The sequence below is a fragment of the Flavobacteriales bacterium genome (assembly GCA_020435415.1).
GTDB lineage: Bacteria > Bacteroidota > Bacteroidia > JACJYZ01 > JACJYZ01 > JACJYZ01.
The window spans coordinates 1-16,393 of record JAGQZQ010000035.1 but is presented as its reverse complement, the minus strand read 5'-3'; the positions used below and the strand labels follow the sequence as shown (position 1 = coordinate 16,393).

Sequence of the window (16,393 nt, the reverse complement as noted above, 5' to 3'; positions counted from 1 at the left end):
TTTCCTGAATGGTATAAACGGCCAGAGGCTTTCTGAGATGCCATTTATCTTTTTTCAAAAGCGCCAATATCAGGTCCGGTGCCTTGGGTTCTTGTGTTTCCGGTGATGTCAACAGTGATGATTGGTGCATCGTTTGTGATGGTGGAAAGGCCTTTATCTACGGCCGGCGAAAGGCTGTCTAAAGCGTATGTGTATATGCCATCCGGTTGGAAAAGTGGATTCACTTTGGTGATGTTTTGAAAATGTGAACCGTCGTTGATATTTACGGTGCCGTCCACTTTCATAATGCAGTTTTCGAAAAAGTAGTTGGACAAGGCGCCGGCTTTCAGACTCAGATCCACTTCATTGGCTTGCGTTCCGTAGATGATGCAATTTCCAAAATACGCCTGGGTCAGGTCACGGTGCTGGATTTTTTTATCCACATCCTCATACCAGTTGCTGATCCCAAGCAAGGCCGTTTGGCGGACCTCATAACTCCATTCGTTTGCAAAGGTGCAATGACGGAACTTGTAATCGCCACCCAAAGCCAATGCCAACACATATTCTCCGCAGTTGGATACCATCAGATTTTCTCCTTCGATTCGTGCACCCTGTGCAAGGATACCTGCGATGGACATATTCTCGATGACGGTATTGCGCAGGGTGACGGTGGGATTCGTATTTCCAACGGTATCCGCATGGATTCCCACGGAGCCATTTCGAATGATGGCATAATCAACGGTGTTATCAACGCTGCCGGCAGATAGCCAGATACGCCCCCATTGTCCTGGTATGTCTTCATACGGTGGATCCAGGCGGTCACCTTCAATCCGCACAGGATCTGTAGCTGTACCATTTATATGAAGTGATGCATTGCTGAGTGCGATCAATCCGGAGTTAGCGTGAAAATAAATACCGGCTCCGGCGTTGATGGTAAGGGAGCAGGAGGTGTCTATAAGCGCATAGCCGTATACCACATGTGGTTTGTCATTGTTCCATACGGTGTTGCAGGTGTTGAGAAAGAAAGCGGAATATCCGGGTGGTGGAGCGTGGAAGTATGCATCCTGTCCCCATGCAACCAGGTCAACATCCTGTACGTTACCATGGGTGGTGAACAGGATAGAATCGGTCACGATCAACGGGGTGTTCATGTTATTCGGATCCAGGGTGACTTCCAAAAAGATATAAATGCTGTCTTCCGCCGGAATTTCCACGTCCTGAAACTGAATGCCAGGAACACCGTCTACATTCATTCTGAACTTGGAAGCGCTTCCTCTTGCCAGTCTGATGTCAGACAGATTAACAGCACTTTTCTCCGGATTGAAAACTTTGAGATACTGGGTAGCGGACCCAATAGTTGTGAATACCGTATCGAATATCACCGTGTCCTGTGAAAACCGAAGTGTAACCTCACGATCCGTTGGCAATGTATCTTTTTTACATGCCAGAACCAGGGTCATGATCAGAAGAAAACCTAAAAACCTAAATGCGTTCATGATCAATATCAGGCGACGAAGATAGTTATTTGCTATGCAAACGTTGCCTGTTATCAGCTATTGTTGTAGGTTTGAAAGGAAAGATTAAAGTTTGTGCCAATACGTTCTGCCAGCAATCCTGACCGTTGTGTGTTAAATTCCTGAAAAAACACTTTGCAGACAATCATTTGTTTCATATCTTTGCGCCTCATTTTTTGTCAAGAAGCGCTATGAAGAAAGGCATTCATCCGGAAAATTACAGACTGGTCGTATTCAAGGATATCTCCAATGATTATTCCTTTATCACCAAGTCTACCGTAGAATCTAAAGAAACCATCCAATGGGAGGACGGCAACGAATACCCTTTGGTTAAGCTTGAAATATCACATACTTCTCATCCTTTTTATACCGGTAAAATGAAACTGGTTGATACGGCAGGACGTGTGGATAAATTCCGCAGCCGTTTCAAAGATCGCAAGGAAAAGCAGGAACTCCTGGAGAAAGAAAAAGAAGAGGCCCGCCAGCAAGCAGCCGAAAAAGAGGAAGCAGAAAAAGCAGAGCGTGCGGAGATCAAGGCTAGAAAAGAAAAGGCCAAGGCTGATAAAAAGGCGGCTGCACAGGCCAGAAAAGAAGCCAAGGAAGCACAAGCTGCGGCCGAGCAAGCCAAAGCGGAAGCTGCCGCTGCTGAAGGTGCAGCCGAAGAAGCTGCTAAAGCAGAGGCCGCTCCTGAAGCACCTGCGGCTGAAAATACAGAAGCCGCACCCGAAGCACCTGAGGCAGCTCAACAGGAAAACAACGAAGAGTCTTCTGAAGATAAAGCTTAAGGAACAAATTGATCAACTCGAAAGGCCATCTCAAACGATGGCCTTTTTTTATGACCTGTCTCTGATCATTCGATTTTTGCTAATTTCAGGTCGCTTAATCAAACACCATGAACCTGATATTATTTGATGGCCCCCAGTGGAAAGATCTCTACCCGCTTACACTTACGAGGCCGGTGGCTGAACTGAGACTTGGTATTTCCACCCTGCGTGAAAAGTGGGAATTAAGGCTCGGCACAACATCATCTACCTGTACAGAGAGTTATCTGCAAACCAAGTATCCCCTTGTCGCATCTTCCGATAATTTGGTTGTCAATGCTGCTGTTTTACCGCAGGACCTGATTGTGGATCAGATTCTCAAGCTTAAGCCCGAACAACGTCTGCAGTGGAATGGTCAGTTCATTGCCGGACGTACACATCTGGTTCCATGCCATTTGATAGAAGCGGAAGGTATGCAGGATGTGGAAGCCAAGGTGGAGCCGGTTATCATTCGATATCCATGGGATGTATTCAGACTGAATGAGGTGGCCATGGCACTGGATATGGAAATGATTAAACCCAAACAGAATGGCAATACAGGCAGGCATAATGTCCTGCTTGGTGATAAGATATATATCCATGAGACAGCTGAAGTACAGGCTGCTGTTCTAAACTCGGAAACAGGACCGATTTGGATAGGCCCTGGTGCGAAGGTGATGGAGGGTGCCATGCTAAGAGGACCCATAGCAGTTTGTGAAGGTGCCGAAGTGAAAATGGGTGCGAAGATATACGGCCCTACAACCATTGGTCCGCACTGCAAGGTAGGAGGTGAGTTGAACAATGTGGTTATTACAGGATATACAAACAAGGCGCATGATGGTTTTCTGGGAAACAGCGTCATCGGGGAGTGGTGCAACCTTGGAGCAGACACCAACTGCTCCAATCTCAAGAATAACTATGGTGAAGTGAGGGTTCATCATATGGCCAGCGGAAAGGCGATCGGAACCGGGCTGCAGTTCTGCGGATTGATCATGGGAGATCACAGCAAAGCAGGTATCAATACCATGTTCAATACCGGAACAGTGGCAGGTGTGAATGCCAACATATTCGGTGGGGGCTTTCAGTCTAAATTCATTCCCTCTTTTTCATGGGGCGGTGAGCAACAATCTCCCGTCTACGAATTCGATAAGGCAGCGGCAGTAGCAGAACAGGTTATGGGTAGAAGGGGCAAAACATTTGAGGAAACAGATCGTCAGATCCTGCGTCACGTGTATGACCATCGCTGAAAATTTGTCCGCCAGATTATTTTGGCACATCCCTTGAACATGTTAGTGTAAGATGCCCGTTATATAAGGGGTATTTGTTGTAAATTATTGAACACCAGTACACAACCGATTTTATTTGCCCAATGGCAAAAGCAGGTGAGAGGCAGGTGCTGACAAAATGACTGTGAATGAAGAAATTTTTGGATAACCAGTGGAATCTGACGGATATCATTGATGAGGATACAGAATTTATTCCCCTTCTTACCGCGGAAGAAGAGGAAAAGTGGGATGAAGAGAAATCTCCGGGTCAGCTGCCCATTTTGCCTTTAAGAAATACTGTTTTGTTTCCCGGGGTTGTGATTCCAATAACAGTTGGACGGGATAAGTCAATCCGTTTAATCAAGGAGGCATATGCCGGTGATAAGATCATCGGAGTGGTTGCGCAAAAGGACATAGGAATTGAGGATCCCGGTATTAATGAACTTAACCAGGTGGGGACCGTTGCGCAGATCATTAAAATGCTGCGGATGCCGGACGGAAACACCACCGTCATTATTCAGGGTAAAAAGAGATTCTCACTCCGCGAAGTAGTTCAGGAAGAACCTTACCTGAAAGCCACCATCGATCCATTCGGGGAAGCACAACGGATAAAAAATGATAAAGAGTTTGACGCCATGGTGTCTTCGTTGAAGGACATGGCAGTAAACATCATCAAGCAATCTCCGAATATTCCATCAGACGCAGCCTTTGCCATCCGGAATATCGAGAGCCCTTCCTTCCTGATCAATTTTGTGTCATCGAATATGAATGCCGAGGTGTCGGTGAAACAGCAAATGCTGGAGGTCGCCGACCTGAAGCAAAGGGCAGAACTGCTTTTGAAGCATCTCAGTCAGGAGATTCAATTGCTCGAACTCAAGAATCAGATCCAGTCCAAGGTTAAAACGGACATCGATCAGCAACAGCGTGAATATTTTCTTCACCAACAGATGAAAACCATCCAGGAAGAGTTGGGTGGAAATCCGATGGACGCAGAGATCGAGGAAATGCGCCTGCGGTCGGAAAAGAAAAAATGGAGCAAGGAGATCGGGGAAGCATTTGACAAGGAGCTTGAAAAGCTGGAGCGAATGAACCCGGCATCTGCGGAGTATTCCGTGCAGGTAAATTATCTCGATGTGTTGCTGGATTTACCCTGGGGAGAATTCACAAAGGATAACTTCAATCTTGAGCATGCTGAGAAGGTGCTAGATGCGGATCACTATGGAATGGAAAAAGCCAAGGAAAGGGTGATGGAACATTTGGCAGTGTTGAAGCTGAAAAATGACATGAAGTCTCCCATCATTTGCTTTTACGGACCTCCCGGCGTTGGAAAGACCTCCCTGGGTAAGTCCATAGCCAAGGCACTGGGACGGAATTACGTCAGAATCTCATTGGGTGGACTGCGCGATGAAGCCGAGATCAGAGGGCATCGTAAAACGTATATCGGAGCGATGCCCGGACGTATCATTCATAATATCAAAAAGGCAAAGTCATCGAATCCGGTATTTGTACTTGACGAGATAGACAAGGTGGGAAGCGATTTTCATGGAGATCCCTCATCTGCCCTTCTGGAGGTGCTGGATCCGGAGCAGAATACCGAGTTTTACGATAATTATCTTGAGCAGCATTATGATCTTTCGAAAGTGATGTTCATTGCAACGGCGAATTCACTTTCCACCATCCAGCCTGCTCTGCTGGATAGGATGGAGGTGATAGAATTAAGTGGATATACCCTTGAGGAAAAGATACAGATTGCCCGGAAGCATCTTGTGCCGAAGCAGCTCAAGGAACATGGACTGAAACGTGGCCAATTAAAGTTCCCTCAGGCTGTTCTCTCGCTGATTGTTGAAGGGTATACAAGGGAATCCGGTGTCAGGGGATTGGAGAAGAAGATTGCGAAGGTGATCCGTCACTATGCCCGTTTGCTGGGATCCGATAAGAAGTTTAACCCTACACCTACCCTTAAGGAAGTTCAAACGATATTGGGTCCTCCCCATTTTCTACATGATCGCTACGCTGATCCGGGTGTGCCCGGTGTGGCTGTCGGGTTGGCATGGACGTCGGTAGGCGGAGATATCCTCTTCACCGAAGTAAGCCTTAGCAAAGGCAAAGGCGGAATGTCCCTGACCGGCAACCTCGGGGATGTAATGAAGGAATCAGCGACCATTGCACTGGAGTATTTGAAAAGCCATGCCACAGAACTTGGTCTTGATGCCGACCGCATGTCCGAGCAACACATCCACGTGCACGTTCCGGAAGGTGCGACACCGAAAGACGGACCTTCTGCCGGAGTCACCATGCTGAGTACCATCTATTCTGCCTTGCTGAACAAGCCGGTTCGTAAAAACCTTGCGATGACAGGAGAGATTACCCTTCGCGGCGTTGTGCTACCGGTTGGTGGCATCAAGGAAAAGTTACTGGCTGCAAAACGGGCAAACATTAAGGACATTATTCTTCCTGAAGAGAACCGCAAGGATGTGGCTGAGATTCCGGAGAAATACCTTAAAGGGTTAAAGTTCCATTTTGTTAAACGCATGGAGGAAGTGCTGGCTATTGCACTCGGCCCTACAAAGTCAGATCGTAGTAAAACCATGCCGGCCAGGTCGAAGAAGCGACAATAACCCAGGGTTAGGTACGTTGCTATCCCAAAGATTTCGTTTATTTGTAAACGATGTCATCTACCTTTCTAACTGAGGCGTTATGTCAAACCGCTTTCTCTTTTCGGTTCGTTCTCTGATCACCTGCGTGATTGCGGTAGTTTCGTTGCCCCAAACCGGCCATGCCCAAATCGGAGGAACGACTTCTTACGACTTTTTGAACCTGGTGACTTCTGCCAGAATAGGTGCATTGGGCGGACACTACCTCGCTATAAACGGAGATCATGACCTCAGTCTGGCTGCGGTCAATCCATCTCTCTTAACCAAAGATCTTCACCGTAACCTGGTGCTGGATTATGTCAACTATTTCTCGGATGTTAATTTCGGGGGTGTTGATTATGCCCATCATGTGGAAAAGGTCGGAACGTTCAGCGGCAGATTGAAATATGTGAACTACGGGCAATTCACAGAAACCAACGAACAGGGTATTGAAATTGGGCAGTTCCGGGCATCCGACCTGCTCTTTCAGGTAGGTGTGTCAAGAAAAATGGATAGCCTGTTTACAGTAGGAATGCATCTGGGGCTGGTATATTCCGCACTTGCCCAATATACGTCCACCGCATTGACCACCGATTGGGCTGTGACTTATGCAAAGCCAGGAGGTAGTTTTGCCGCATCACTGATGGTGCTGAACCTGGGTGCGCCTTTGTCAAGTTATGTGGAAGGGTATCGCGAAAAACTGCCCCTGGAGATCAGACTTGGAATGTCCAAAAAACTGGCGCATCTCCCATTGCGTTATATCATCACACTTACCCATCTGGAAAAGGCGAACCTGAACTATGAGAATTCGAATCAACCTACCATATTGGTTGATCCGCTGACAGGTGAAGATATAAAGCCCAAGAAAATGATCGGGGATAAGATCATGCGACATGTGGGAGTTGGGGCGGAGTTTTCTCCTTCTGATAACTTTCATGTACGCTTCGGATATGATTACCGGAGACGACAGGAATTAAAAGTTGCTACCAAAACCGGAACCATAGGGTTTTCATGGGGTTTTGGTTTCAAGGTGTCGAAGTTCCATGTGAACTATGGCCGTGCATCCTACCACCTTGCCGGTGCATCCAATCATTTCAGCATCACTACCGGTCTGTCCGAATTTCTGAGTAAAGCGAATGACTGAACCCCGATTAATTATTGCAATTGATGGCCACTCCTCGTGCGGGAAGAGTACCCTGGCCAAGGCCCTTGCCAAAGAATTTCGCCTGACATATGTAGATACCGGCGCCATGTACCGGGCGGCAACGTTGCATGCCCTGGAACAAGGGTGGCTGGATCAGGAGCCATGGGATGAAACATCCTTTATTAATGAATTGGATAACCTGGATATCCGCCTGGAAAAAACAAATGATGGCCTTAAGGTGTTACTTCAGGGGAGGGATGTGAGCGACGAAATTCGAACCATGAAGGTGTCCGAGCAAGTGAGCAAGGTGAGTGCTGTTATGGCACTAAGAAAGAAAATGATCTCAATGCAGCGTGAAATGGCAAATGACCATGGGGTGGTTATGGATGGACGGGATATAGGTACGGCGGTTTTTCCTGATGCCAACCTGAAAATATTCATGACGGCTACACCTGAAGAACGCGCAAGCAGACGTATGAAAGAACTGCAGCAAAAGAACATTCCTGTGACTTATCAGGAGGTGTTGGATAACATTGTTGCAAGAGACCATGCTGATAGTACCCGGTTGGTCAACCCCCTCGTGAAGGCACCTGATGCGGTGGTGTTGGATAATACATCCATGACGCAGGAAGAACAATTTAACCTGGCTCGTGCATGGGTGAAGAAAAAGTATGCCGGTGTGTAAATCCGGACGTTGGAGAGTCCGGGGCATTATTATGGAAGCGATACAGAATGATTATCTTTGCAGCTCAATATTCATTGGTTTATGAAAGTCAATATTGATCCCAATTCAGGTTTTTGCTTCGGCGTGGTTTATGCCATCGAAATGGCAGAGGATGAACTGGCTCAAAGCGGCACATTGTATTGCCTGGGTGATATCGTTCACAACAACCGTGAAGTTGAAAGGTTGACAGCAAAGGGTTTGAAGATCATAAACCACGAAGAACTTGCAGAGCTGAAAGATTGTAAGGTGCTTATCCGCGCGCATGGTGAGCCACCGCAAACCTACGAAGTGGCGATCCGAAACAACATAGAACTTATTGACGCTTCCTGTCCTGTTGTCTTAAAACTTCAGCACCGGGTAAGAAATGGCTTTGAACGTTCCATAGAGAATGATGGACAAATCATCATTTATGGGAAGGAAGGGCATGCCGAGGTGAACGGTCTGGTAGGGCAGACAGGCGGTAAGGCCATTATCGTAACCACCGAAGAGGATCTGCAAAAGGTTGATTTTACCAAGCCCATATACCTGTATTCACAAACCACCAAGAGCACGGATGGTTTTTATAAAATGAAGAAAAACATCGAGGAGCGCATCAAATTGGCCGGTGGCGATGGAGAGGTCGGCTTTGTTGCCAACGATACCATTTGCAGGCAGGTTGCTAACCGCGAACCTCATATGAAAGACTTCGCATCACGTCATGATGTTGTTGTTTTTGTAAGTGGAAAGAAAAGTTCCAACGGCAAAATTCTGTATGATGTATGTAAATCCGTAAACCCGGATTCCTACTTCGTTTCATCTGAGGATGAAATTCAGGAAGCGTGGTTTGCCGGAAAAGAAAGGATAGGCGTATGTGGCGCTACATCCACCCCGATGTGGTTGATGGAAAAGGTGGCCAACTGTATCGAAACAATGACCCTTCCGGCCGTTTCCTGAGAAATCTTCTTGAGATAGTACTTTTTTGGAGAAAACCTCGTATCTTCGCAGCCGTTTTTTAATGAATGTCTAACCTTTAATCAGCGTCTGTGACGCAATCATTACCATGGTAAATGAAGAAGTAAAAGAGCAGGAAACAGTAGAGGCGGAAGTAGCAGAGAAGACGGAAAAGAAGAAACAAGCTCCAAAAGCAGCGGAAGTCGAACCCTTCGACTGGAGTGGCGAAGAATCAACCGGTGACACCTACACCGAAGGCGAAAGGGCCGAACTCGAAGCCCTTTACGATAACACCTTGGTTTCAATCAATGATCACGATGTTCTGGAAGGGAAAATCGTAGATATTACCTCCAAGGATGTGGTCATCAACATCGGATTCAAATCAGAAGGTATCATCTCCCTGAGTGAGTTCCGTTACAATCCGGAATTAAAGACCGGTGATTCTGTTGAGGTTTATGTGGAGAATCAGGAAGATAAGAACGGGCAACTCGTTCTGTCTCATCGCAAAGCCCGCGCCCTCAAATCATGGGATCGTGTAAACGAAGCCCACGACAAAGGCGAAGTAATCAAAGGATATGTTAAATGCCGCACCAAAGGCGGTATGATCGTGGATGTGTTCGGCATAGAAGCGTTCCTTCCGGGATCACAGATCGACGTTAAGCCCATTCGTGACTACGATGTATATGTGGGTAAAACGATGGAATTCAAGGTGGTTAAGATCAACCAGGAATTCAAAAACGTTGTCGTTTCGCACAAAGCACTTATCGAAGCCGAGTTGCAGCAACAGAAACAAGAGATCATCTCCAAACTGGAAAAAGGTCAGGTACTGGAAGGGGTTGTCAAGAACATCACTTCTTACGGGGTATTCATCGACCTTGGCGGCGTAGACGGACTGATCCATATCACCGACCTTTCCTGGGGCCGCGTAAGTCATCCGGAAGAGATTGTTTCTCTGGATCAGAAACTTAATGTGGTTATTCTTGACTTTGATGAAGATAAGAAAAGGATTGCCCTTGGCTTGAAACAACTGACATCTCATCCATGGGATGCCCTGGATGCGAATCTGAAGGTAGGTGACAAGGTGAAAGGAAAAGTAGTGGTGATTGCGGATTACGGCGCATTCATTGAGATTCAGCCTGGTGTTGAGGGGCTGATCCACGTGAGTGAAATGTCCTGGTCACAGCACCTGCGCAGCGCACAGGACTTCCTGGAAGTTGGTCAGGAAGTTGAAGGAGTTGTGCTGACACTCGATCGCGAAGAGCGTAAGATGTCACTGGGTATGCGTCAATTGATGCCGGACCCATGGGCCAATATCGAAACCAAATACCCTGAAGGATCCAAGCATAAAGGAAAAGTTCGCAACTTCACCAATTTCGGTGTGTTTGTAGAACTGGAAGAGGGTATCGATGGTTTGGTACATATCTCCGACCTGTCCTGGTCCAAGAAGATCAAGCATCCGTCAGAGTTTACCAAAGTAGGCGATGAGATGGAAGTGGTGGTTCTGGGACTGGATACCGAGAACCGCAGGTTGAGCCTTGGCCACAAGCAGCTGGAGGAAAATCCTTGGGATACCTTTGAAACCGTGTTTACTGTAGATTCTGAGCATAAGGGTACCATCATCAAGAAAGTTGATAAAGGTGCGATTGTAGGCCTGAAGTATGGTGTGGAAGCATTCCTTCCGACCAAGCATATGACAAAGGCAGATGGTTCTCAGGCGCAGGTGGATGAAGCGCTGGATTTCAAAGTCCTTGAGTTCAACAAGGAAAGCAAAAAGATCATCGTTTCACATACCAAGACCTATCAGGTTGCGTCGGATGAGGATAAAGCTCCAAGAGGAGAGCGTAAAGAAGGTGCTGCGGCATCCGCCAAATCCAAGGCCAAGTCGACCAAGAAGGCTGTGAAAAGCATCAAGGATAACCTGGAGAAAACCACCCTCGGCGATCTTGATGTATTGTCAAACCTGAAAAGTGAAATGGAGGAACACGAAGAAGCCTCCTCGAGGAGAAAAGGGAATGACGAGGACAGTGAAGACGAAGAAGAATAAACAACAAAAATCCCGGTTCATCCCGGGATTTTTTTTACATAGTCCCGTACATTTGTGCAATTGCTATCTTTGTAAATAAACCCATGCCGTCGAGGACGATCATAAACAGCCGTAATTTTGAATTAACCCTGAGGCGGCTGTGTTATCAATTGATCGAAAACCACCACGATTTTCAGGAATCCGCATTGATTGGTCTTCAGCAGGGTGGTGTTCAGCTGACCGAAAGATTGGCTGCCCTTCTTAAAAAGGATCATGGAATCAAAAATGTCTTGACCGGTACCCTGGACGTGACATTCTTCAGGGATGACTTCCGGCGAAGATCAAATCCACTTGTTGCCAGCGATACCAGGATAAATTTCGAGGTCGAAAGTAAAAAAATCGTTTTGTTGGACGATGTGCTTTTCACAGGACGCACCATCCGTTCCGGCCTGGATGCCTTGTTATCATTCGGAAGGCCTGTTCAGGTAGAGTTGTTGGTGTTGATTGACCGTCGCTTTTCCAGACATTTACCGATTCAGCCGGACTATGTGGGCAGAACTGTTGATACACTTCCGTCTGAAAGGGTAGAGGTGTACTGGAAGGAATTGAATAAAGAAGATAAGGTATTACTCATAACTCCTCCTTAATATGCAAGAAAATCTTAGCGTGGATCATCTGCTCGGAATCAAGTATCTCAAGAAGAATGATATCGAATTGATCTTTAACACCGCTGAGCATTTTCGCGAAGTGATCAACCGGCCTATTAAAAAAGTGCCGTCATTAAGGGATGTGACCATCGCCAATGTGTTCTTCGAAAATTCTACGCGCACCAGGTTGTCTTTTGAACTCGCAGAGAAAAGATTATCGGCCGACGTCGTTAATTTTTCCGCAGCTTCTTCTTCTGTCAAAAAGGGAGAGACCCTTATAGATACCGTAAACAACATCCTGTCTATGAAAGTGGATATGGTGGTAATGAGGCATCCCAGCCCTGGCGCTGCGCACTTTCTTTCAAAACATGTAAACGCTTGTGTGGTAAACGCCGGAGATGGTGCGCATGAACATCCCACGCAGGCATTGCTCGATGCATTTTCAATCCGACGAAATCTTGGCAGCATCAAAGGAAAAAAGGTGGTGATTATTGGGGATATCCTACATTCCCGCGTGGCACTTTCAAACATTTATTGCCTTCGCATGCTGGGGGCAGATGTGCGGTTATGTGGTCCGTCTACGCTTATGCCCAGGTACATCGGTGAGCTGGGGGTGAAGGTGATGAAAGATGTGAAAGCTGCCCTGGCGTGGTGTGAGGTGGCCATGGTCTTGCGTATCCAGTTGGAAAGGCAGAACGAACGGTATTTCCCCTCACTCAGGGAATATGCCATGCGCTACGGTGTAAACCGCAGCTTGCTGGAATCGCTTAAAAAACCCATCACCGTCATGCATCCGGGACCTATCAACCGGGGTGTTGAAATAACCAGTGACGTGGCTGACTCCGGCCAGTCTATTATACTTGAACAGGTAGAAAACGGTGTGGCGATACGCATGGCCGTCCTTTATCTGTTAGCAGGCCAAAAGGAAAAGTAAACCGATAAATATTTGGCTTGCACAGGATAATCATTAAATTAGTACCTTTGATGCGACCCATTATTATCAATTAATACGGAATTTTATATGGATTTAGCCGTAGAAGTAAAAGACAAATATACTCTGATCAGGATCAACGCAGAAAAGCTGAACAGCCAGGTGGCTCCCCAGCTAAAGTCACAATTGGTGGTATCCAATGGTGAAGGTGCCAAAAATCTGATCATGGAATTGAGCAGTACGCGGTATTGTGATTCCTCAGGATTGAGCGCAATCCTTGTCGCAAACCGTCTTTGCAAAAATTCCGGTGGATGTCTGGTTTTGACCGGTCTGCAGGATACCGTGATGAAATTGATCAATATTTCCCAGTTGGATAGTGTTTTGAATATCCTGCCCACCGTGGATGAAGCAGTAGACTTCATTTTTATGGAGGAAGTGGAAAAAGATGTTAAGAAATCAGACGAATAGAACTTGGTTTAAAAAATAGCCTATGATACGACGGGTACACGCATTCGTAATCTTATCGTTTATGTTGTTGGGTATTTCTACCCACGTGTTGGCGCAATGCACACCGAGTTCTGCGGCTACAAGTCCTGGTTTCAGAGCGCCTGACAACAGCCTGCGCATGCCGGATGGTACCATTAACGTTGCCTATTCTCAATCCATCACTATCAATGTTCCCGATACCGTAAATGTATTCGGAACCATGATTCCTGTAGATTCTTTAAAAGTGACCAGCATTACAAACTTTCCTGCAGGTATATCGGCAAGTGCTGCCGACAAAGCCGTTTACTATGGTGGAGATAAAGGATGCGCCCTGGTTTCAGGAACTACTTCCGTCGCATGGTTGGATACGATCAATATTGCTTATACTGCTTATATCACCGTTCTGGGGTCTCCTCAGACAGCTCCATTGACATGGGATAGCATTGTGCTCAAGATCGGAGATCCTGCAAGTATTCAGGATCTGGATCCCGCGCGCTTCGGTATCAGTCAGAACTACCCTAACCCGGTAATTGAACAAACCTCTATTTTTTATAACACCCCGTCACCGGTTGAAGTTGAGTTTACCGTATATGACATGATCGGTAAGGAAGTATACAGCCGGGTATACCACTCCAGAGCTGGAATGAATACCATCAATTTTGTTCCTAAGGGCCTTAAGCCGGGCGTCTATGTTTATACTATAAATAACGGTGAAAAGGCGCTGACCCGGCGCATGCTCCTGGCCGGCAAATGAAGCCGTTTGGCCTGACCGTACTGGGAAGCAGTTCAGCTCTCCCGACTTCCTCCCGAAATCCTTCTGCCCATGTTCTTACGTTGCATGATCGGTTGTTTTTGATCGATTGCGGTGAAGGTACCCAAATACAACTCAGAAGGTATCGGATTCGCATGCAGAAGATCCAGCATATATTTATCAGTCATCTGCATGGCGATCATTTTTTAGGCTTGCCCGGATTGATATCTACCATGGGGCTCCTCGGAAGAACAAATCCCCTTACCATCTTCGGTCCCGAAAGTCTTAAGGAAATACTGGATGTGCAAATTAAACACCTGGATGCACATCTTGGGTTTGAATTGCATTATCATGCTGTTGCACCCCAAACCGGCATTGTATTGATTGATGATGACACTGTAAACGTCACCACCATAGCGCTGAATCATCGCATCCCATGTACCGGCTTTCTGTTTAAGGAAAAACCGGCGAGACCCAACATTCGCAAGGAAGCGATCCGTAAATATGATATCCCGGTGGATGCCATAGGTTCCATTAAGGACGGAGCCCCCTATACCACATCAGAGGGAAAGATCATTCCAAACAGTGAGTTGGTGATACCGCCACCTCTGCCAAGATCTTTCGCCTATTGTTCGGATACGGCCTACAGTGAGTCCATCATTGATGTCATTCATGGTGTTGACCTGCTTTATCACGAAGCGACTTTTACCAGTGATCTTGAAGACCGGGCCCGCGAAACCCATCATTCAACGGCGGCTCAAGCAGCTGAAATCGCCAGAAAGGCAGAGGTGAGACAGTTGGTGATTGGTCACTTTTCGGCACGATATAAGGATGCAACGCCCTTACTCAATGAGGCGCGAACGATATTCTCAGATACGCTTCTTGCTGAGGAAGGTCAACACTATCCCGTAGATGTCGTTGTGACGCAATCCGCAGAAAACGGTACCCTATGACCCCGGTTCTTCTTCTGGGCCTGATAGCAGCCTATTTCGGACTTCTTATTTTTATCTCCTGGCTCACCGGCCGGGGTGCGGATAATCAGAGCTTTTTTGTGGGTAACCGCAAATCACCCTGGTTTATGGTGGCATTCGGAATGATCGGTGCATCGTTGTCCGGGGTGACGTTTATATCTGTACCCGGATGGGTTGGTTCCAGTCAATTCTCATATATGCAAATGGTGCTGGGATATCTCGCCGGGTATGCGGTGATCGCCTTTGTGCTGATGCCCTTGTATTACCGCCTGAATCTCATATCCATTTATGGTTACCTTCAACAACGCTTCGGTTTCTGGGCTTACAAGACCGGAGCCTTGTTCTTCTTTATCTCACGGTTGATCGGGGCTTCTTTCAGGTTGTTCCTTGTGGCAGATGCGCTTCAAATCCTGGTGTTTGACCGACTACCTGGTTTTTATGTGCCGTTTCCGGTGACGGTTACCCTTACGGTTGCGTTGATATGGCTTTACACCCACAGGGGGGGAATACGCACCATCGTGTGGACGGATGCACTGCAGACCCTTTTTATGTTGGTAGCAGTAGGGGTTAGTCTATATGTAATCTCTTCCGATCTGGGAGGTGAAGGGATGTGGTCTGCCGTGGCTTCCAGCGATTACTCAAAATGGTTTTTCTGGGATGATTGGATGGATAAAAAACATTTTGTCAAGCAGTTTGCCAGTGGCGCATTAATCGCCATTACGATGACCGGCATGGATCAGGATATGATGCAGAAAAACCTGAGTTGTCGTAACATAAAAGATGCACAAAAGAACATGGTTGTTTTTTCCATCGTCCTGGTTTTTGTAAACCTTCTGTTTCTGGCCCTGGGTGCCTTGCTGTTCATATATGCCAACACCCATGGTTTTGAAGTTCCTGAGAAAACAGACCGGCTATTTCCGCTTATGGCGATTGATCATCTTGGGGTTGTGGCAGGATTGTTTTTTGTTTTGGGATTGATTGCCGCTGCATACTCCAGCGCAGATTCGGCGCTGGCTGCGTTAACCACTTCGGTATGTGTTGATTTCCTGAATGTGGATCAGATGGCAGAAGCTGATAGAGAGCGGACAAGGAAGAGGACCCATATCGTGGTGTCATTCCTGTTGATTATCGTGATCATGTTTTTCAGGGCCTATAACGATCAAAACGTGATTGCTTCCATCTTTGTCGCAGCCTCATATACTTATGGTCCGCTGCTCGGGTTATTCGCATTCGGATTGCTGACACGGTTTCAATTACGGGACCATGTGGTTGTGGTGGTCGCATGCTGCCTGGCGCCGCTGGTTACCTTCTGGATTAATGCAAACAGCGCCTCATGGTTTGGCCAGTACCAGTTTGCAAATGAACTCCTGCTGGTCAATGCCTTGCTTACCATCCTTTTTCTTCGGATCGGTCATCAGGTGGTTGCCCGTTTGCCAGTCAAATCCTAGTCTTTCTTTTTGTTATTACCGTTATTTCAGGCGGTTGGTTAAGAACTGTAACCTTGCCGGCCAGTCTTCGTAAAAGCTGGCTCTTGTCATGGTTTCCGACAATCGCCAAATAATGCGTCACGAACGAATATATTTTCCCGATATAAT

Annotated in this window: 14 protein-coding genes; 13 read left to right on the top strand and 1 reads right to left on the bottom strand. The window is 46.9% G+C overall.

Annotated elements, in window-relative coordinates; genetic code table 11:
- Positions 1–44: 44 nt before the first annotated feature.
- Entirely contained in the window at positions 45–1,439 is a 1,395-nt protein-coding gene (locus KDD36_07610) for a hypothetical protein (GenBank protein ID MCB0396504.1), read from the bottom strand.
- 245 nt (positions 1,440–1,684) lie between these two features.
- On the opposite strand from KDD36_07610, the gene KDD36_07605 reads away from it, so the two are divergent.
- The 13 genes from KDD36_07605 (at position 1,685) to KDD36_07545 (ending at position 16,246) form a co-directional block, all read left to right on the top strand.
- Entirely contained in the window at positions 1,685–2,278 is a 594-nt protein-coding gene (locus KDD36_07605) for a type B 50S ribosomal protein L31 (GenBank protein ID MCB0396503.1), read from the top strand.
- 107 nt (positions 2,279–2,385) lie between these two features.
- On the top strand, positions 2,386–3,540 hold the full coding sequence (locus tag KDD36_07600) for a glucose-1-phosphate thymidylyltransferase (protein MCB0396502.1): 1,155 nt from the start codon (positions 2,386–2,388) through the stop codon (positions 3,538–3,540).
- 167 nt (positions 3,541–3,707) lie between these two features.
- Entirely contained in the window at positions 3,708–6,176 is a 2,469-nt protein-coding gene (lon, locus tag KDD36_07595; protein MCB0396501.1) for an endopeptidase La, read from the top strand.
- 79 nt (positions 6,177–6,255) lie between these two features.
- Complete coding sequence (gene porQ, locus KDD36_07590; protein ID MCB0396500.1) at positions 6,256–7,335, top strand: type IX secretion system protein PorQ; 1,080 nt, start codon at positions 6,256–6,258, stop codon at positions 7,333–7,335.
- A complete protein-coding gene (locus tag KDD36_07585; protein MCB0396499.1) occupies positions 7,328–8,020 on the top strand; it encodes a (d)CMP kinase in 693 nt (230 codons plus the stop codon). The genes porQ and KDD36_07585 overlap by 8 nt, the downstream gene beginning before the upstream one ends.
- An 81-nt stretch (positions 8,021–8,101) precedes the next feature.
- A complete protein-coding gene (locus KDD36_07580; protein MCB0396498.1) occupies positions 8,102–8,992 on the top strand; it encodes a 4-hydroxy-3-methylbut-2-enyl diphosphate reductase in 891 nt (296 codons plus the stop codon).
- 106 nt (positions 8,993–9,098) lie between these two features.
- The gene (rpsA, locus tag KDD36_07575; GenBank protein MCB0396497.1) at positions 9,099–11,033 is read left to right on the top strand and encodes a 30S ribosomal protein S1; all 1,935 of its coding nucleotides are present in this window, start codon (positions 9,099–9,101) and stop codon (positions 11,031–11,033) included.
- 83 nt (positions 11,034–11,116) lie between these two features.
- Positions 11,117–11,659 (top strand): bifunctional pyr operon transcriptional regulator/uracil phosphoribosyltransferase PyrR, encoded by a 543-nt coding sequence (gene pyrR, locus KDD36_07570; protein MCB0396496.1) that lies wholly within the window; start codon positions 11,117–11,119, stop codon positions 11,657–11,659.
- Position 11,660: 1 nt separating this feature from the next.
- The gene (locus KDD36_07565; GenBank protein ID MCB0396495.1) at positions 11,661–12,593 is read left to right on the top strand and encodes an aspartate carbamoyltransferase catalytic subunit; all 933 of its coding nucleotides are present in this window, start codon (positions 11,661–11,663) and stop codon (positions 12,591–12,593) included.
- Between the two features lie 87 nt (positions 12,594–12,680).
- Complete coding sequence (locus KDD36_07560; protein MCB0396494.1) at positions 12,681–13,058, top strand: STAS domain-containing protein; 378 nt, start codon at positions 12,681–12,683, stop codon at positions 13,056–13,058.
- A 22-nt stretch (positions 13,059–13,080) separates the two neighbouring features.
- A complete protein-coding gene (locus KDD36_07555) occupies positions 13,081–13,830 on the top strand; it encodes a T9SS type A sorting domain-containing protein (protein MCB0396493.1) in 750 nt (249 codons plus the stop codon).
- Positions 13,827–14,780, top strand: a complete 954-nt coding sequence (locus KDD36_07550) for a ribonuclease Z (protein ID MCB0396492.1) — start codon at positions 13,827–13,829, stop codon at positions 14,778–14,780. Before KDD36_07555 ends, KDD36_07550 begins: the two co-directional genes overlap by 4 nt.
- A complete protein-coding gene (locus tag KDD36_07545; GenBank protein MCB0396491.1) occupies positions 14,777–16,246 on the top strand; it encodes a sodium:solute symporter in 1,470 nt (489 codons plus the stop codon). The genes KDD36_07550 and KDD36_07545 overlap by 4 nt, the downstream gene beginning before the upstream one ends.
- Positions 16,247–16,393: the final 147 nt, after the last annotated feature.